This window comes from Streptococcus halichoeri (genome assembly GCF_009870755.1).
GTDB classification, from domain to species: Bacteria; Bacillota; Bacilli; order Lactobacillales; family Streptococcaceae; genus Streptococcus; species Streptococcus halichoeri.
This window is the reverse complement of record NZ_WLZU01000010.1, coordinates 20,802-37,883: the sequence shown is the minus strand read 5'-3', so window position 1 is coordinate 37,883 and position 17,082 is coordinate 20,802. Positions and strand designations below refer to the sequence as shown.

Annotated in this window: 15 protein-coding genes; all 15 read left to right on the top strand. The window is 41.1% G+C overall.

Annotated elements, in window-relative coordinates:
* The first annotated feature begins 17 nt into the window (after nt 1-17).
* The 15 genes from rimM to gdhA all read left to right on the top strand — a co-directional run bounded on the left by rimM (nt 18) and on the right by gdhA (nt 16,422).
* On the top strand, nt 18-536 hold the full coding sequence (gene rimM / locus GWD08_RS03895) for a ribosome maturation factor RimM (RefSeq protein ID WP_159564331.1): 519 nt from the start codon (nt 18-20) through the stop codon (nt 534-536).
* On the top strand, nt 526-1,272 hold the full coding sequence (gene trmD / locus GWD08_RS03890) for a tRNA (guanosine(37)-N1)-methyltransferase TrmD (protein ID WP_159564355.1): 747 nt from the start codon (nt 526-528) through the stop codon (nt 1,270-1,272). Before rimM ends, trmD begins: the two co-directional genes overlap by 11 nt.
* Nucleotides 1,253-2,245 carry an NAD(P)/FAD-dependent oxidoreductase gene (locus GWD08_RS03885; RefSeq protein ID WP_159550249.1) on the top strand — a complete coding sequence of 331 codons (993 nt, stop codon included), beginning with the start codon at nt 1,253-1,255 and terminating at the stop codon, nt 2,243-2,245. The genes trmD and GWD08_RS03885 overlap by 20 nt, the downstream gene beginning before the upstream one ends.
* Before the next feature lie 142 nt (nt 2,246-2,387).
* Nucleotides 2,388-3,452: a PTS sugar transporter subunit IIC gene (locus tag GWD08_RS03880; protein ID WP_159550246.1), complete on the top strand. Its 1,065-nt coding sequence runs from the start codon at nt 2,388-2,390 to the stop codon at nt 3,450-3,452.
* Nucleotides 3,453-3,490: 38 nt separating this feature from the next.
* Complete coding sequence (locus GWD08_RS03875) at nt 3,491-4,414, top strand: 2-dehydropantoate 2-reductase (protein ID WP_159564329.1); 924 nt, start codon at nt 3,491-3,493, stop codon at nt 4,412-4,414.
* 137 nt (nt 4,415-4,551) lie between these two features.
* Nucleotides 4,552-5,295 carry a DeoR/GlpR family DNA-binding transcription regulator gene (locus GWD08_RS03870; RefSeq protein WP_268892464.1) on the top strand — a complete coding sequence of 248 codons (744 nt, stop codon included), beginning with the start codon at nt 4,552-4,554 and terminating at the stop codon, nt 5,293-5,295.
* Nucleotides 5,292-6,203: a 1-phosphofructokinase gene (pfkB, locus tag GWD08_RS03865; RefSeq protein WP_159564327.1), complete on the top strand. Its 912-nt coding sequence runs from the start codon at nt 5,292-5,294 to the stop codon at nt 6,201-6,203. Before GWD08_RS03870 ends, pfkB begins: the two co-directional genes overlap by 4 nt.
* Nucleotides 6,200-8,146 carry a PTS fructose transporter subunit IIABC gene (locus GWD08_RS03860; protein WP_159564325.1) on the top strand — a complete coding sequence of 649 codons (1,947 nt, stop codon included), beginning with the start codon at nt 6,200-6,202 and terminating at the stop codon, nt 8,144-8,146. Before pfkB ends, GWD08_RS03860 begins: the two co-directional genes overlap by 4 nt.
* 226 nt (nt 8,147-8,372) lie before the next feature.
* A complete protein-coding gene (locus GWD08_RS03855; protein ID WP_159564323.1) occupies nt 8,373-8,996 on the top strand; it encodes a glycoside hydrolase family 73 protein in 624 nt (207 codons plus the stop codon).
* Nucleotides 8,997-9,149: 153 nt separating this feature from the next.
* A complete protein-coding gene (locus GWD08_RS03850; RefSeq protein ID WP_159564321.1) occupies nt 9,150-9,890 on the top strand; it encodes a glycoside hydrolase family 73 protein in 741 nt (246 codons plus the stop codon).
* A gap of 489 nt (nt 9,891-10,379) precedes the next feature.
* The gene (locus GWD08_RS03845; protein WP_159543861.1) at nt 10,380-10,760 is read left to right on the top strand and encodes a DUF1149 family protein; all 381 of its coding nucleotides are present in this window, start codon (nt 10,380-10,382) and stop codon (nt 10,758-10,760) included.
* Nucleotides 10,760-11,629 carry a DegV family protein gene (locus GWD08_RS03840; protein ID WP_159543859.1) on the top strand — a complete coding sequence of 290 codons (870 nt, stop codon included), beginning with the start codon at nt 10,760-10,762 and terminating at the stop codon, nt 11,627-11,629. The genes GWD08_RS03845 and GWD08_RS03840 overlap by 1 nt, the downstream gene beginning before the upstream one ends.
* Before the next feature lie 89 nt (nt 11,630-11,718).
* Nucleotides 11,719-12,930: a CCA tRNA nucleotidyltransferase gene (locus GWD08_RS03835; protein WP_159543857.1), complete on the top strand. Its 1,212-nt coding sequence runs from the start codon at nt 11,719-11,721 to the stop codon at nt 12,928-12,930.
* Nucleotides 12,923-14,803: an ABC-F family ATP-binding cassette domain-containing protein gene (locus GWD08_RS03830; protein ID WP_159564319.1), complete on the top strand. Its 1,881-nt coding sequence runs from the start codon at nt 12,923-12,925 to the stop codon at nt 14,801-14,803. The genes GWD08_RS03835 and GWD08_RS03830 overlap by 8 nt, the downstream gene beginning before the upstream one ends.
* Nucleotides 14,804-15,072: 269 nt before the next feature.
* Nucleotides 15,073-16,422, top strand: a complete 1,350-nt coding sequence (gene gdhA, locus GWD08_RS03825) for an NADP-specific glutamate dehydrogenase (RefSeq protein WP_159564317.1) — start codon at nt 15,073-15,075, stop codon at nt 16,420-16,422.
* The last annotated feature ends 660 nt before the right edge of the window (nt 16,423-17,082 follow it).

The window sequence follows — 17,082 nt, the reverse complement described above, 5'->3', positions numbered from 1 at the left end:
CATTTACAGGAGATAGCATGAAATATTATAATGTTGGAAAAATTGTTAATACGCAAGGTCTACAGGGAGAAATGCGTGTCTTAAGTGTGTCAGATTTTACGGATGAACGTTTCCAAAAAGGTCAACAGTTAGCCCTTTTTGATGCCCAAGACCACTACGTCATGACAGTAGAAATTGCTAGTCATCGCAAACACAAAAACTTTGACATTGTTACATTTAAGGATATGTACCATATCAATGCCATTGAACACTATAAAGGCTACACACTAAAAGTCGCAGAAGAAGATCTAAGGGCATTAGATGAGGGAGAATATTACTACCATGATATTATTGGCTTAGATGTTTATGAAGGAGAAAATCTGATTGGCCAGATCAAGGAAATTTTGCAACCGGGTGCTAATGATGTCTGGGTAGTTAAAAGGCAAGGGAAAAAGGATCTCTTATTACCTTATATTCCGCCGGTCATTTTGGCAGTGGATTTGGAGCACAAGCGGATTCAAGTTGAAATCATGGAAGGATTAGATGATGAAGATTGATGTTCTCACGTTATTCCCTGAAATGTTTGCCCCACTGCAACATTCGATTGTAGGAAAGGCCCAAGAAAAGGGCCTGCTTGATATTACGTATCATAATTTCAGAGAAAATGCAGAAAAAGCCCGCCATGTTGATGATGAGCCCTATGGTGGGGGCCAAGGTATGCTACTACGCGCGCAGCCAATCTTTGATACAATGGATCGCATCAAGGCAAAAAATGCCCGAGTGATTTTGTTGGATCCAGCTGGACGTTCCTTTACACAAAGCTTCGCTGAAGAATTAGCACAAGAAGAACAGTTGGTTTTTATCTGTGGACATTATGAAGGCTATGATGAACGGATTAAAAGCCTGGTGACAGATGAGATTTCCCTGGGGGACTTTGTTCTCACTGGTGGGGAATTGCCTGCTATGACCATTATTGATGCGACTGTCCGTTTGATTCCAGAAGTTATTGGTAAGGCAGTCAGCCATCAGGACGACTCCTTTTCATCGGGTCTGTTGGAGTATCCACAGTATACTAGACCTTATGATTTTCGTGGGATGAAGGTGCCAGATGTTTTGATGAGCGGGCATCATGAAAATATCCGCAAATGGCGTTTGGAGCAAAGCCTTTTGAAGACTTATTTACGCAGGCCAGACTTGCTAGAGGCCTATCCTCTAACTGAGGAAGCGCAAGCGATTTTGACCAAGATCAAAAGACAGGAGAGAGAAAAACAAAATGGAAGCACAGATTGCTGATATTACAATTATTGGTGGCGGACCAGTTGGCCTTTTTGCCGCTTTTTATGCTGGTTTGCGGGGAATGTCGGTTAATATCATTGAAAGTTTATCAGAACTTGGGGGGCAGCCGGCGATCCTTTATCCCGAAAAAATGATTTATGATATTCCAGCTTTTCCAGCTATTACAGGGGCTGATTTAACGGAAAATTTGATTCAACAAATTAGTCGCTTTTCTGATCGGATTTCGGTTTATTTAAATGAAGAGGTGCAAACATTTACAAAAATCGATGGTGTTTTCCATATTGAGACGAGTAAAGGTAGCCACCAATCACGGGCTATTGTCATTGCTTGTGGTAATGGTGCTTTCTCACCACGGACTTTGGGGATTGAGGGGGAAGCACGCTATGCACAAAAAAATATTTTTTACAATGTTCACAAGCTAGACCAGTTTGCCGGCAAAAAGGTAGTTATTTGTGGTGGTGGTGATTCGGCAGTTGATTGGGCCTTAGCCTTATATGGCTTGGCCGAAAGTGTGACGATTGTACACCGACGAGAAGCCTTTAGAGCCCATGAACACAGCGTGGAACTATTAGGAAAAACACAGGTGAAGATCCTCACGCCCTACGTGCCGATAGCCATTTCTGGAGAAGATGATCAAGCAAATACTTTAATGATTCAAAAAGTAAAGTCTGAAGAAGTCTTAAGCCTTGATTTAGATGCCTTAATTGTGAGTTTTGGTTTTTCAACGTCCAATAAAAATTTGAAGAATTGGCACCTGGATTATAAGCGTTCTAGTCTATTGGTTTCTTCCTTATTTGAAACTAGCCAAGCAGGTATCTTTGCGATTGGTGATGCGGCCTCTTATCCAGGCAAGATTGATTTAATTGCTACTGGCTTTGGTGAGGCGCCAACGGCGATTAATCAAGCTATTAACTATATTTATCCTGAGCGTGATAACCGTATTGTTCATTCTACCTCGCTTTTAAATTAGGGCTATAACGATTAATGATAATGCTATTGAAAAAAATGATAGTAAATTTTTTCACAAAGATGTAGTGCTGGAGTGATTATGTGATATAATTAACATGTGAATGAGATATAAATCACATAATAAATTAAAGTGAGGTCTTTACATGACAGCTACTACACCGTCAAAAGAGTCGTTTGGCTCATTTGTCAGTAAGATTCTTTCGGGCACGGCCACTGCCATTGTCGTTGCTTTGATTCCAAATGCTATATTGGCAACCTTTTTGAAGCCATTGCTTCCAAATGCAGCAGCGGCAGAGTTTTTACATATTGTCCAAGTTTTCCAATTCTTTACACCAATTATGGCTGGTTTTTTGATTGGGCAACAATTTAAGTTTAATCCAATGCAGCAACTTGCTGTTGGAGGCGCAGCCTACATTGGCTCTGGGGCTTGGGCTTATACTGAAGTTATCCAAAAAGGGACTGTGGTAGGCACCTTTCAATTAAAAGGCATCGGCGATTTAATCAATATGATGCTGACAGCAGCCTTAGCTGTCTTAGCCGTTAAATGGTTTGGTGACAAATTAGGTTCTTTAACGATTATCTTACTTCCTATCCTAATTGGTACAGGTGTTGGTTACATCGGCTGGAAATTACTTCCTTATGTTTCGTATGTCACCACGTTGATTGGTCAAGGAATAAACTCTTTTACGACACTTCAACCATTTATGATGTCTATTTTAATTGCTATTGCCTTTGCTCTTTTAATTGTCAGTCCGATTTCAACAGTAGCGATTGGTTTAGCAATCGGTTTAAATGGTATGGCGGCAGGAGCAGCTTCTATGGGAATTGCTTCAACGACAGCAGTCTTGGTTTGGGCAACACTAAAAGTGAATAAATCAGGTGTTCCACTTGCCATTGCTCTTGGCGCAATGAAAATGATGATGCCAAATTTCCTAAAACACCCAGTAATGGCCATTCCAATGATTGTTACAGCAACTCTTAGTTCTTTGAGCGTCCCGATTTTTAATCTGGTTGGAACGCCAGCCTCCTCAGGATTTGGTCTGGTTGGAGCGGTTGGTCCGATTGCTTCTTTGGCAGGGGGGAGTAATGTAGTCATTATCCTTATCGCCTGGCTTCTTATCCCATTTGGCCTTGGCTTTGTAGCACATTACATTTGTAAAAATGTGCTCAAGCTCTATCAAGATGATATTTTCATCTTTGAAGGTTAAGGTCACTTATTATCTTATCTATATAAAAGGAGAAAAAGATGTTAGTTTATATTGCTGGTTCTGGTGCTATGGGTTGCCGTTTTGGTTACCAAATTTCACAAACAAATCACGAAGTTATCTTATTAGATAATTGGGCTGAGCACATTGCTGCCATCAAAGACAAGGGCTTGACCATCACTGGTGATGTTGAGGACAATGTGTCATTACCTATTATGAAACCAACCGAAGCGACACGAGAAGCTGATTTAATCATCCTCTTTACAAAAGCCATGCAATTGCCACAAATGTTGCAAGACATTAAAGGCATTATTGGACAAGAGACCAAGGTGCTTTGCTTACTCAATGGCCTTGGCCATGAGGATGTCATTCGCCACTATATCCCAGTTCATAACATTTTAATGGGTGTCACCGTTTGGACAGCAGGTCTTAAAGGTCCTGGACATGCGCATTTGCAAGGTGTGGGTGCACTCAATCTTCAAAGCTTGGATCCTGCTAACCAAGAGGCTGGCCACCAAGTAGCTGAGCTATTAAACCAAGCCAAACTCAATGCCACCTATGATGATAATGTTTTACCTCATATTTGGCGCAAGGCCTGTGTCAATGGCTCGATGAATTCCCTATGTGCCCTTTTGGACTGTACTATTGGTGAATTATTTACAAGTCAAGATGGGTTGAAGATGGTCAATAGTATCATTCACGAGTTTGTCACTGTTGGTAAGGCTGAAGGTGTAGAGCTCAATGAGGAAGAAATCACCACCTATGTAATGGACACTTCAGTGAAAGCAGCACACCATTACCCATCAATGCACCAGGACTTGGTGCAAAACCATCGTAAAACAGAGATTGATTTTCTAAATGGTGCGGTCAATGCCAAAGGCCAAAAACTCGGTATTGAGACACCCTATTGTCGCTTGATTACTGAGATGGTACATACTAAAGAGAAGATCTTAAGCATTAACTAATTACCCGAAAGTCAGCTTATGCTAAAAAGCTGGCTTTTTTGTGGCATGGTCTGACAGTTTTTGAAAGAAAATGCTTGACATTGAAAAATGAAAGCGTATAATATAGCTGTAACCGATTTCAGCAGGAGGTGGTTATCATTTTAAAAACGAAACGAAAACAACTGATTTTGGAGAAGATTAGTCAAGATAACTTTGTGACTTTAGATGATTTAATGTGCCTTCTTGATAGCTCAGAATCAACTATTCGCAGGGATCTTGATGAACTTGAGGCAGAAGGGAAGTTACATAGGGTTCATGGTGGAGCAGAACGGCTCCCCGCTTTGATGAGCGAGTTATCTAACAGTGAAAAATCTGTCAAAAACAGTCATGATAAACAGCAAATTGCGCAAAAAGCCGCCCAGCTAATCCATGACAACGATGTGATTTTCTTAGATGCTGGTACGACCACAGAGCTGCTCATTCCTTATTTACAGCAGGCTAATCTCACTGTTGTGACCAATTCGATTCATCATGCCGCACGGCTTGTGGATCAAAAGATTAAAACCATTATTATTGGTGGTCATGTTAAAGAAACCACAGATGCCAGTATTGGCAGTGTGGCTTTGCAACAGATCCAGCAACTTAATTTTGATAAGGCTTTTATTGGGATGAATGGTGTGACAGAACAGTTCCTCTCAACACCTGATATGGAAGAAGCAGTCGTCAAAAGTGCCGTTATTAAAAATGCCACGCAGACCTACGTTCTAGCAGATCGCTCAAAGATTAATCAAGTGTCCTTCGTTAAAGTATCACCAATTGATAACATTGGCATTATCACGCAAGCCTCTGCTGGGATGGTCTTGAAAAAAATTAAAGAGAAAGCGAAGGTCATTGAAGTATGATATATACTGTGACTTTAAATCCTTCGATTGATTTTATCGTCCGCCTAGATCACCTAGAACTAGGTAATGTTAACCGTATGGTTAGTGATGATAAATTCGTCGGGGGAAAGGGCATTAATGTCAGCCGAATACTAAAGCGCTTAGCCATTGATAATGTCGCTACTGGCTTTATTGGAGGGTTTACAGGACGGTTTGTCGAAGAAGGCCTTATCAAGGAAGGCATTAATCCTGAATTCATTAAAGTCAACGAAGATACCCGCATCAATGTGAAGATTAAAGCGAATTCAGAAACAGAAATCAACGGCACAGGACCTACTATTTCTCAAGAACAGCTAGAGAGCTTAGAAACCATCTTAGCAGGATTAAGCAAGGAGGATACAGTTGTCTTTGCAGGCTCTGCCCCAGCTAGCTTGGGCAATCATGTTTACAATGTGTTAATTCCTATTGCTAAGCAGGCTGGTGCCGAAGTGGTCTGTGACTTTGAGGGTCAAACCCTTTTAGATGCACTAGAATACCAACCACTCTTGGTAAAACCAAATAATCATGAGTTAGCTGCTATTTTTGGGGTGGAGCTTGATGGACTTGATGCGATTGAAACTTATGCACGTCAAATCTTAGCTAAGGGAGCTAAGCATGTGATCATTTCAATGGCTGGTGATGGCGCACTCTTGGTCACAAAAGAGGCAGCCTACTTTGCTAAACCAATCACAGGTCAAGTTAAGAATTCAGTTGGCGCAGGCGATTCAATGGTTGCTGGCTTTACAGGTGAGTATGTCAAGTCAAAAGATCCTGTTGAAGCTTTGAAGTGGGGCGTAGCCTGTGGTACAGCAACAACTTTTTCTGATGATCTGGCTACAGCTGATTTTATTAGAGATATTTATCAAAAAGTAGAGGTAGAAAAACGATGAAAATTCAAGACTTACTCAATCAAAAAGTCATGATTATGGATCTCAAGGCAACGACAAAAGAAGCTGCTATTGATGAAATGATTACCAGCCTTACCAACCACGGTGTGGTGACTGACTATGATACCTTTAAAACTGGCATCATGAACCGCGAAGCCCAAATGACAACTGGTCTAGGCGATGGGATTGCAATGCCCCACAGCAAAAATGCTGCTGTCAAAGAAGCAACAGTGCTCTTTGCTAAGTCAGCCAAAGGAGTTGACTATGCCTCTTTAGATGGACGACCAACAGACCTTTTCTTTATGATTGCTGCGCCAGACGGAGCCAATGATACCCACTTAGCTGCGCTAGCAGAATTATCTCAGTACTTATTAAAAGATGGTTTTGCTGATCAGTTGCGCGGTGCTAAAAAGCCTGAAGATGTGCTTGCTATCTTTGATGCCCAAGAAAAGCAAAAAACGCAGTCCGCACAAGCAACACCAGTGGCTGGTCAAGAGTTTATAGTTGCTGTTACCGCTTGTACAACGGGTATTGCCCATACCTACATGGCTGAAGAAGCCCTCAAAAAACAAGCTGCTGAAATGGGCGTTGGCATTAAAGTAGAAACGAATGGGGCATCAGGCGTTGCTCATAAACTAACAGCAAAAGAGATTGCAAAGGCTAAGGGAGTTATTATTGCCGCTGATAAAGCAGTTGATATGGCACGCTTTGATGGGAAACCCTTGGTTAATCGACCTGTCGCAGATGGGATTAAGAAAACTGAGGAATTGATTCAGATTATTTTAAATAATCAAGCTGATACTTATCATGCCCAAAATGGTGCTAAAAACGAAGTGCGTGACGAAAAGTTAACTGCTGCTCAAGCCTTCTATAAACACTTGATGGGTGGGGTATCCCAAATGCTACCATTTGTTATTGGTGGTGGGATTATGATTGCGCTTGCTTTCTTGCTTGATAATATGCTTGGAGTTCCTAAAGACCAACTAAGTAACCTTGGATCCTATCATGAAATTGCCGCTATGTTTAAAAACATTGGTGGAGCAGCCTTTGGCTTTATGCTTCCAGTTCTAGCGGGTTATATTGCCTACTCCATAGCTGAAAAACCAGGCTTGGTTTCTGGTTTCGTAGCAGGAGCAATTGCGGCAAGTGGCTTTGCTTATGGAGGAATTCCTTATGCTGCTGGTGGAGAAAAAACACTTGCTTTAGCTGGTGTTCCATCAGGTTTTCTTGGCGCACTGGTAGGTGGTTTTCTAGCAGGTTATGTTGTCCTTGCGCTTAAAAAATATGTTAAGGTACCGCGTTCACTTGAAGGTGCTAAATCAATCTTGCTGCTACCTTTGCTAGGTGTCTTACTAACAGGATTTTTAATGCTTGCAGTTAATATTCCAATGGCTGCTATTAATACAGCTTTAAATGATTTCCTTACTGGTTTATCTGGTAGTTCAGCCGTGCTCCTTGGACTTTTAGTCGGTGGTATGATGGCTATTGATATGGGTGGGCCGATTAATAAAGCGGCTTATGTCTTTGGTACTGGTACACTTGCTGCTACAGTGACACATGGCGGTTCTGTGGTTATGGCTGCTGTTATGGCAGGAGGTATGGTACCGCCGCTTGCGGTCTTTATTGCTACTTTATTGTACAAAAATAAGTTTAGCAAAGAAGAGCGTGATTCTGGTTTAACCAATATTGTGATGGGGCTTTCCTTTATCACTGAAGGTGCTATTCCTTTTGCTGCTGCCGATCCAGCTCGTGCCATTCCAAGCTTTGCTGTCGGTTCAGCCCTTGCTGGAGCTCTCGTTGGCCTTACCGGGATTAAATTACTGGCACCACATGGGGGGATCTTTGTTATCGCTCTTACCAGTAATCCCATTCTTTATTTAGTCTTTGTTATTATTGGCGCTATTGTATCAGGTATTTTATTTGGTGCCCTTCGTAAAGAAAAATAATGGGTGCTGTACATAGATTAAACTGCCAAGGCTCTTCGCCTTGGTTTTTTAGTTCAAAAGGTCAGTTTTTAACGGCTGCTCAGCTCTTACACTATTACTAGAAAGGTTTAGCTTTTTACTGGGCTTTGTGACCTTAGTTATGATAGGATTAGGTTAAGGTTTATTGTGATAAGGGGTTGGACCTTATCCTGTAAATCAGTCAAGCTTAGAAACCAAGAGGAAGTAGATGCCTAAACAAAGAACAAAACGTTTGCACGCTTATCGATTTGCACCCAAAACAGCCAAGCAATTGACCAGACGCTTGGCACTATTGATTATCTTGCTAACGGTGCTTACGAGTTGGCGTACCCTTAAGTGGTATCGTCAGGCTTTGCAGCCGTATAGGGGCGGTGAGACCGTTTCATTTATTGCGTCCATCAGCCAGCCAGCTCAATCTGTGGCCAACAAGCACCAGCTTTATCCCTCAGTGATGCTAGCGCAAGCAATTCTTGAGTCGCACAAGGGGCAATCGCAACTTAGCCAAAAGCCCTATTATAATTTTTTTGGTATCAAAGGTGACTACCGGGGCAAGTCGGTTATTCTCCCGACAAGTGAGGATGATGGGACAGGCCAGCTTTATCAGGTAGATGCAGCCTTTCGGGCCTATGGCTCTCCAGCAAGGAGTTTTGAAGACTATGCAATGGTCTTATCGGATCCTTTGTATCAAAATACTCATAAGCAGATAGGCCAATCTTATCACAGTGCTACCGCTAGCTTAACTGGGACCTATGCGACTGATAGTCATTATCAGGATAAGTTAAATGCCTTGATTGAGCAATACCAGTTAACCCTATTTGACTTTGTCGAGTAGGGCAGAGATCACCTGATTAAATATTTCAATTTGAAGACAAACATTATGAATTGGTTAAATACTAGAAGTTAGTATCTAAATACTTTTATCCTGTGGTATACTATTCCTACTAAAATAAAAAGAAAAGTGACATTATACATAATAGGAGATACCATGTTTAGGAAAGGAAAAAACGTCTTTGCTTGCTTAGCTGTGGCTATAACGGTCATCGGACTCGTTTTTGCAACAGTGCAATCAAAAAAAGCAAATGATGTTGTAGCAGAAGCTGTGACCACAACACCAACACAAGCGTTTATTAATGAGATCGGGGGAACAGCTAGTCAAATCGCACAAGAGCATGACTTGTATGCCTCTGTCATGATTGCGCAAGCTATTTTGGAATCTGCAAGTGGTCAGTCAGGCCTAAGTCAAGCCCCTCATTATAATTTTTTTGGTATAAAAGGGAGCTATAATGGTGGCTCAATCCTGATGAAGACCTGGGAAGATGATGGCACAGGCCGAGCCTATGAAGTTGACCAACCTTTTAGAGTCTATCCTAGTATCTATGCCTCCCTCAGTGATTATGCTAATTTGCTTGGTTCAGATCTTTATGCTGGGGTACGCAAGTCTAATACGCTGTCCTACCAAGATGCCACTGCGGCATTGACCGGCTTATATGCAACGGATACGTCTTACAATACTAAGTTAAACAGTATTATTCAAAATTACGGCTTAACGGCTTATGATACTGGTGCTCAAGCTAATTCCAAGCTTCAAGTGGGTGCAAATGCATCAGAACCCACTCAGGCAGCAGTAGTAAAAAAAGTGTGGAATCATTATCGCAAAGCCTACACTGATGAACAAACCTTACAGATAGATGAGGCGTGGGCACAGCGCTATCCTACTGGTCATTAACCTTTTCCAATCATCCTACGGGATGATTTTTTGGTGGTTTGCTTTTGGTGGTTTGCTATAATAAAATCAATGAAAGCACTAACAGAAATCTATCAAAAATATACAGAACTCCTCTACCTTTCTCCTCAGTACGTAAACGAATAGCTGCGCAAGCCTATTTTCAAGCGAAATATGAAAAGGAACTAAGGCAAGGGCCTGCGCAAGAAGGGAAAAGCGGCAAAAAAGAGGAAATTGTGCCCAATCAAAATCTCGGCAGAAGCAGAAAGCTACTGAGCTTCTAGTAGCTAAAACAGGCCAATCCTGATCAGCAGTGGTGCCATTTCCCTAAATAGGGTTTGAACACGATAACAAACTGGCCTAGTGTTCTTTTTCTTTGTTAAACACTAGTCTATGTTTACGATCACTTGCTGTGCGGTACCTTTTAAGCTGACTTTAACATTCTTTTAAACTATGTTATAATGAGTCATATTGATCTCAAGGAGAAGAAACATGCAATTAGAACGCGAAAAAGAATTTGTTAACCAATACCATTATGATGCCCGTAATTTAGAATGGGAACAAGAAAACGGTACTCCGGAAACAAATTTTGAAGTGACTTTCCAACTGGTTAACCGTGACGAGGAAGCGAATGAAACGACCGTTGTTTCTGTTTTGCAATTTATCATCGTTAAAGAAGAGTTTGTGATTAGTGGGGTTATTTCGCAAATGGTTCGGATCATGAATCGTCTGGTAGAAAGCCCAAGTGAATTTTCACAAGTAGAAGTCGAGTCCCTAGCTGCGCCTTTGTTGAATATGGTACAACGCTTAACGCTTGAAGTAACCGAAATTGCTTTGGATCAACCTGGAATTAATTTGGAGTTTAGTAATTAATGAAATTAGCTGTCATTACCGATAACACTGCGGCCCTTCCTGATTGCATACAGGGGCACCCTGACCTTTTTGTGATTGATTTTCCTATCATGATGAATGGTCAAACCTACTATGAAGGTCACAATTTAGAACGTGATGACTTTTATCAAGCAATGGCTAACTCAAGTGAGCTACCTAAGACGAGTCAGCCAGCTTTAACCGAGCTGGATGATTTATTGCATCAATTAGAAGATAAGGGTTACACGCATGTTATTGGCCTCTTTTTAGCTGGAGGAATTTCAGGTTTTTGGCAAAATATTCAATTTTTAGTAGAAGAACACCCTCAGTTAACAATTGCCTTTCCTGATAGTAAAATCGCCTCTGTGCCTGTTGGCCTTATGATTCGAAATGTTCTGAATTGGGCGCAAAATGACCTGCATTTTACTCAAATCGTTACGCTTTTGCAGGATCAGATTGAACGAACTACTGCCTTTATAGTTGTAGATGATCTGAATCATCTCGTAAAGGGCGGTCGCCTATCAAACGGTTCGGCCTTATTAGGGAGTTTATTGAGCATCAAACCTATCCTTTATTTTGATGATGAGGGTAAAATCGTGGTTTATGAAAAAGTACGCACAGAAAAGAAAGCCTTAAAGCGAATTGTTGAGTTGGTCAAAGCATTTGCTCAAACAGGAGATTATGAGTTTTCGATTATTGGTGCCAATGCGGATGAGAAGGTTGCAGCCCTCCATCACCTCCTGCTTGAAAATGGCTTTGCTGATCAGTTTGAATTAGCACAGTTTAGTGCGGTAGTGGGCGTGCATCTAGGCCCAGGGGCGATCGGAATTGGTGTGACTCCTAAAATGCCAATGTCATTTACTAACTGTTAGTGTAGCTAATGCTGACTCTTTCTTTTTTATACCTTATAATAATTAAGGAGCGGCATTCGTAAATAACCCAAATGCAAGAAAGAAACTAAATGAAATTAACAACCATGCCTTCTGAATTTCAGGAGGCTTTACCAATCTTAGAAAGAATCAAAGCCGCAGGCTACGAGGCCTATTTTGTCGGTGGCAGTGTCCGTGATAGCTTGCTTGGACGGCCGATTCATGATGTTGACATCGCGACAAGCTCTTATCCTCATGAAACCAAACAGTTGTTTGCACGGACGGTTGATATTGGCATTGAACACGGTACTGTGCTGGTTCTAGAAAATAATCATGAATATGAAATCACGACATTTCGAACAGAAGACGTCTATGTTGATTACCGCAGACCAAGTCAGGTTGCTTTCATCCGCTCATTAGAAGAAGATTTAAAGCGACGTGATTTTACAGTCAATGCCTTTGCCTTAGCGAGTGATGGCACTGTGATTGACAAATTTTCTGGCATAGCCGATTTAAAAGCCAAAAAGCTACGAGCTGTGGGCAAGGCCCAAGAACGTTTTGAAGAAGATGCTTTACGTATTATGCGTGGCTTTCGTTTTGTAGCAACACTTGATTTTGACATTGAGGCGTCTACTTATCAAGCTATGGTTAGCCATGCACCATTATTAGCTAAAATTTCAGTTGAACGTTCTTTTATTGAATTTGATAAACTCTTGCTGGCTAAAGCCTGGACAAAGGGACTTAAACAATTGCTTAAGGCTTGTGCTCATCACTATTTGCCTGGACTTGAGCAGGCCAAGGAGGCCTGTTTGCTGATGATTGATCAGCTGGGCCCTGATTTTTGCTTCCAAAATGATGTCCAAGCATGGGGGGCGCTCATTTTGTATTTGAAAATTGCTGAGCCCAGAACTTTTCTTAAGGCCTGGAAAACCTCAAATGAGTTTCAAAATGCCGTTTTGCAAATGGTGGCCTTGTATCAATTGAGAACAAAGAGGGCACTAAGCAAGGCTGATCTCTACCATTATGGCAAGGAAATAGCCCAGCTAGTAGAGAATTTGCGGCATGCCCAAGGCTTGTCCACTGATTTTAGGGCGATTGATCAGCTCTATCAGGCACTAACGATTTACGATAAGCATGCGATTGTCATTAAGGGGGGAGACTTAATCCAAACCTTTGGAATTCAACCTGGTCCAAAATTAGGCCATATCCTCAAACAAATAGAAGAAAAAATAGTAGATGGTGACTTGGCTAATACCAAAGAAGCTATCCTTAATTTTGTTAAGAAAGAGTTAGCCAATGAGTGATTTAATTGTTGAGAAATTGAGCAAAAGTGTCGGCGATAAAACCGTTTTTAAAGATATTTCCTTTATTGTGCATTCTTTGGATCGGATTGGCATTATCGGTGTCAACGGCACAGGTAAAACAACCCTGTTAGATGTGATTGCTGGTAAGCTTGGTTATGATGGTGATGTTTCGCCTTTTATCAAATCAAATGATTATCAGATAGCTTATTTGACGCAAACACCCCATTTTGATGATCAGGCATCGGTGCTAGATACCGTTTTGTCAGCAGATATCGAAGAAATGCGCTTGATTCGTGACTATGAATTACTAATGTCACAATACAAGCAGACCAATCAATCACGGTTAGAAGAGCTCATTTCAGAGATGGACCGCACAGCTGCCTGGACAATTGAAAGCGAGGTTAAGACCGTTCTTTCTAAATTAGGCATTCATGATTTAACCCAACCAGTAGGTCAGTTATCAGGTGGTTTACGCCGTCGAGTTCAACTAGCACAAGCCCTGCTTAATGATGCTGACCTCTTGCTTTTAGATGAACCGACCAATCATTTAGATAGTGCTACCATTCAATGGCTGACCCATTACCTGATTTCCAGTAAGAAAACCGTTCTTTTTATTACCCATGATCGGTATTTTTTGGATGCCTTGGCGACCCGGATTTTTGAGTTAGACCAAGCTCAGTTGACAGAATACCAAGGTAATTACCAGGATTATGTACGCTTAAAAGCAGAAGCAGATGAGCGACAAGCTGCAACACATCATAAAAATCAACAACTATACAAACAAGAGCTAAGCTGGATGCGTCGTCAACCACAGGCCAGAGCCACCAAGCAGCAAGCCCGAATTGATCGTTTTCATGAGTTACAAAAGGCAGTAAGTAACGATCAACAGGCCAAGGAGCTGACATTGCATTTTGAAACAAGCCGTATCGGTAAGAAAGTGATTAGCTTTGATCAGGTTTCCTTTGGTTATGATGCAACACCTTTATTTGAGGAGTTTAGCTTACTGATTCAAAATCAAGATCGGATTGGCATAGTTGGTGATAATGGTGTTGGGAAAACAAGCTTGCTACAATTGATTAATGGTGATTTGCAACCTTGCAAGGGTCAGATTAGCATTGGTGAAACGGTTCGCATTGCTTATTTTAGGCAAGGAATTGGGGACATGGATGATAACAAGCGGGTTATTTCCTACCTCCAAGAAGTGGCAGATGAGGTCAAAACAAAGGTTGGGACGACTAGCATTAGTGATCTCTTAGAACAGTTTTTATTTCCGAGGGCTAGCCACGGAACCCTGATTGGTAAACTCTCAGGTGGCGAAAAAAAGCGGCTCTATCTCTTAAAACTCCTGATTGAAAAGCCCAATGTTTTACTTTTGGATGAGCCAACTAATGATCTTGATATTGCTACTTTGACAGTTTTAGAAAATTTCTTGCAACAGTTTGCAGGCCCGGTTATTACGGTCAGTCATGATCGCTATTTTTTAGATAAGGTCGCAAATAAGATTTTATCGATTGAAAATGGCCGCATTAAACTATACTTTGGTAACTACAGTGAATTTTTAGATGAGCGTCAGTTTTTACAAGAAATGTCTTCATCTTCTACGGACTTAAAAACAGCTGCCCCAGCTCGTCAACAAACACAGACAAAAACAAATAAGAAACGGATGTCTTACCTTGAAAAACAAGAATGGGCAAACATAGAGGCTGATATTGCGTTAATCGAACAAGACATTGAGACAATCACTGATCAAATGAATGATCTTACCAGTGATTATGGACGTTTAGCTGAGTTACAACACCAACTCGATCAAGCCAATGACAGACTCCTTGAGAAATATACTCGCTTTGATTACCTTAGTGAGCTTTCTGAATAAACCTTACCAGATGACATTAAAACTACTACTAAGCTTCAGAAAATAGTATTTAGCCGGTAAAATAGGAGCTCCGTCAGATTGATTGATCAACACCACACAGCAAATGAAATAAAATGAACACCTACTTTGAACTCAAGAAAGCGTGAGCACTTTTTAATTTGGCTGGTCAACGAAAAAGCAGTAGCCGTTATCAAGATTTGACAAGAATATTCTGACAATTTATAATACTAATAAGAACTTGAATATAAAACAAAAAGCGAGGTTTGAAAATGATTGATGGGAAAACATATGTGGCTCAGGTCTTAGAGAACGTCAAAAGTCACCATGCACATGAAGCAGAATTTTTACAAGCAGTAGAAGAAGTGTTTGCTTCCTTAGTCCCTGTTTTTGATAAGTACCCAGAATACATGGCGGAAAATTTATTGGAACGCTTGGTTGAACCGGAACGTGTGATTACGTTTCGTGTCCCCTGGCTTGATGATCAGGATCGTGTTCAAGTGAATCGTGGTTACCGTGTTCAATTTTCTTCAGCTCTTGGACCCTATAAAGGGGGCCTACGCTTTCATCCTTCAGTTAACCAGTCGATTGTTAAATTTTTAGGATTTGAACAAATTTTTAAAAATGCCTTGACAGGCCAAGCCATCGGTGGTGGTAAAGGCGGTTCTGATTTTGATCCCAAAGGAAAATCAGACAAGGAAGTCATGCGATTTGCACAAAGCTTTATGACAGAATTGCAAAAGCATATTGGGCCGGATTTAGATGTTCCAGCCGGTGATATTGGCGTTGGAGCGCGAGAAATTGGCTATTTATTTGGACAATACAAGCGTCTCAATAGTTACCAGGCTGGTGTCCTTACAGGAAAAGGCTTAAGTTATGGAGGCTCTCTGGCTAGAACGCAGGCCACTGGTTATGGTGCCGTTTACTTTGCAAAAGAAATGTTAGCCGAACAAGGTGAAACCTTGGCTGATAAGACTGCACTTGTATCTGGCTCAGGCAATGTGGCTATTTATGCAGTAGAAAAGTTGCAAGAATTAGGGGCAAATGTCCTTGCGGTTTCTGATTCATCAGGCTATATTTACGATCCAAAGGGCATTGATTTGGCGAGTTTGAAGCAGATTAAAGAGGTTGAGCGTGGTCGTGTTAGAGACTATTTAACTAACCATCCTGGTGCCCAGTTTGTCCCTGCTGATCAAGGCAGCATTTGGTCTATAAAAGCAGACTTGGTCTTTCCTTGTGCTACCCAAAATGAACTAACAAAAGAGCACGCCCAAATGTTAGTGGAAAATGGTGTGCTTGCCGTCACAGAAGGAGCCAATATGCCAAGTACACTTGAGGCAATCAACGTGTTTCAAAAAGCCAAGGTGCTTTTTGCTCCTGCTAAGGCAGCTAATGCCGGCGGTGTGGCTGTTTCTGCCTTGGAAATGGCGCAAAATGCTAGCCGTAGGACTTGGACATTTGAAAGTGTGGATGCTGAATTGCAGACAATCATGCAAACCATTTACCAGGAGTCCTCAGCTGCTGCGAAGCATTTTGGCAAGGAAGGTGATTTGGTGTTTGGTGCGAATGTCGCAGGCTTTTTAAAGGTGGCCAAGGCTATGCACGCGCAAGGAGTTGTTTAAGAGTATGGTCGTTTTAGAACCTTACTTCCTAGCGTGCTTGCTGATGACACACTAGGATGTGAGGTCCTATTGATGTTAATCCCAAGGAAAAGAGCAGTCTGATGGTGGTTGCGGCCAAAAGGCGGCTCTTGCTTTTTAGATTAGAGCCGCTCCTTGTACTTATGCGTAAAAATAGGTAACCAATCATGATTAGACCCTTTATTAAAGAGTGGACTAGAGTTAATTTTGAAGGTTTAGACTTGTTTTTCTCACCTCAATAATTTCCCTGATGACCTGTTAAAATGAGAATTAAATCCGTGGTTACTTGATCTTGATGCGACAAAAAACGATTAGTTAGACAATAATAAATTGATCTAAACTAATCGTTTTTTAGAAGGCGGCTTTTTATATTTATTTTGTTGCTTATAACTTCCATTATGCTACAAAAATATTTTAAAAAACAGTCTTGTATTTTTAGAGATTAGGAGTATATTGAAGGTGTTAAAATCACAATTAAGTTAATGTGGAAGAAGTAAGATTATGAGAAGATCTGTTACAAAAGTTTTTATTGCCATGTTCATTGGTTTATTTTTTGGTTTAGGTTTTACTGTAACAGCTAATGCTGCTTAGTGGTATTCGCCGTTTAGTTCTGTTAGTAATAATATTATTTGTAAAGTTGGA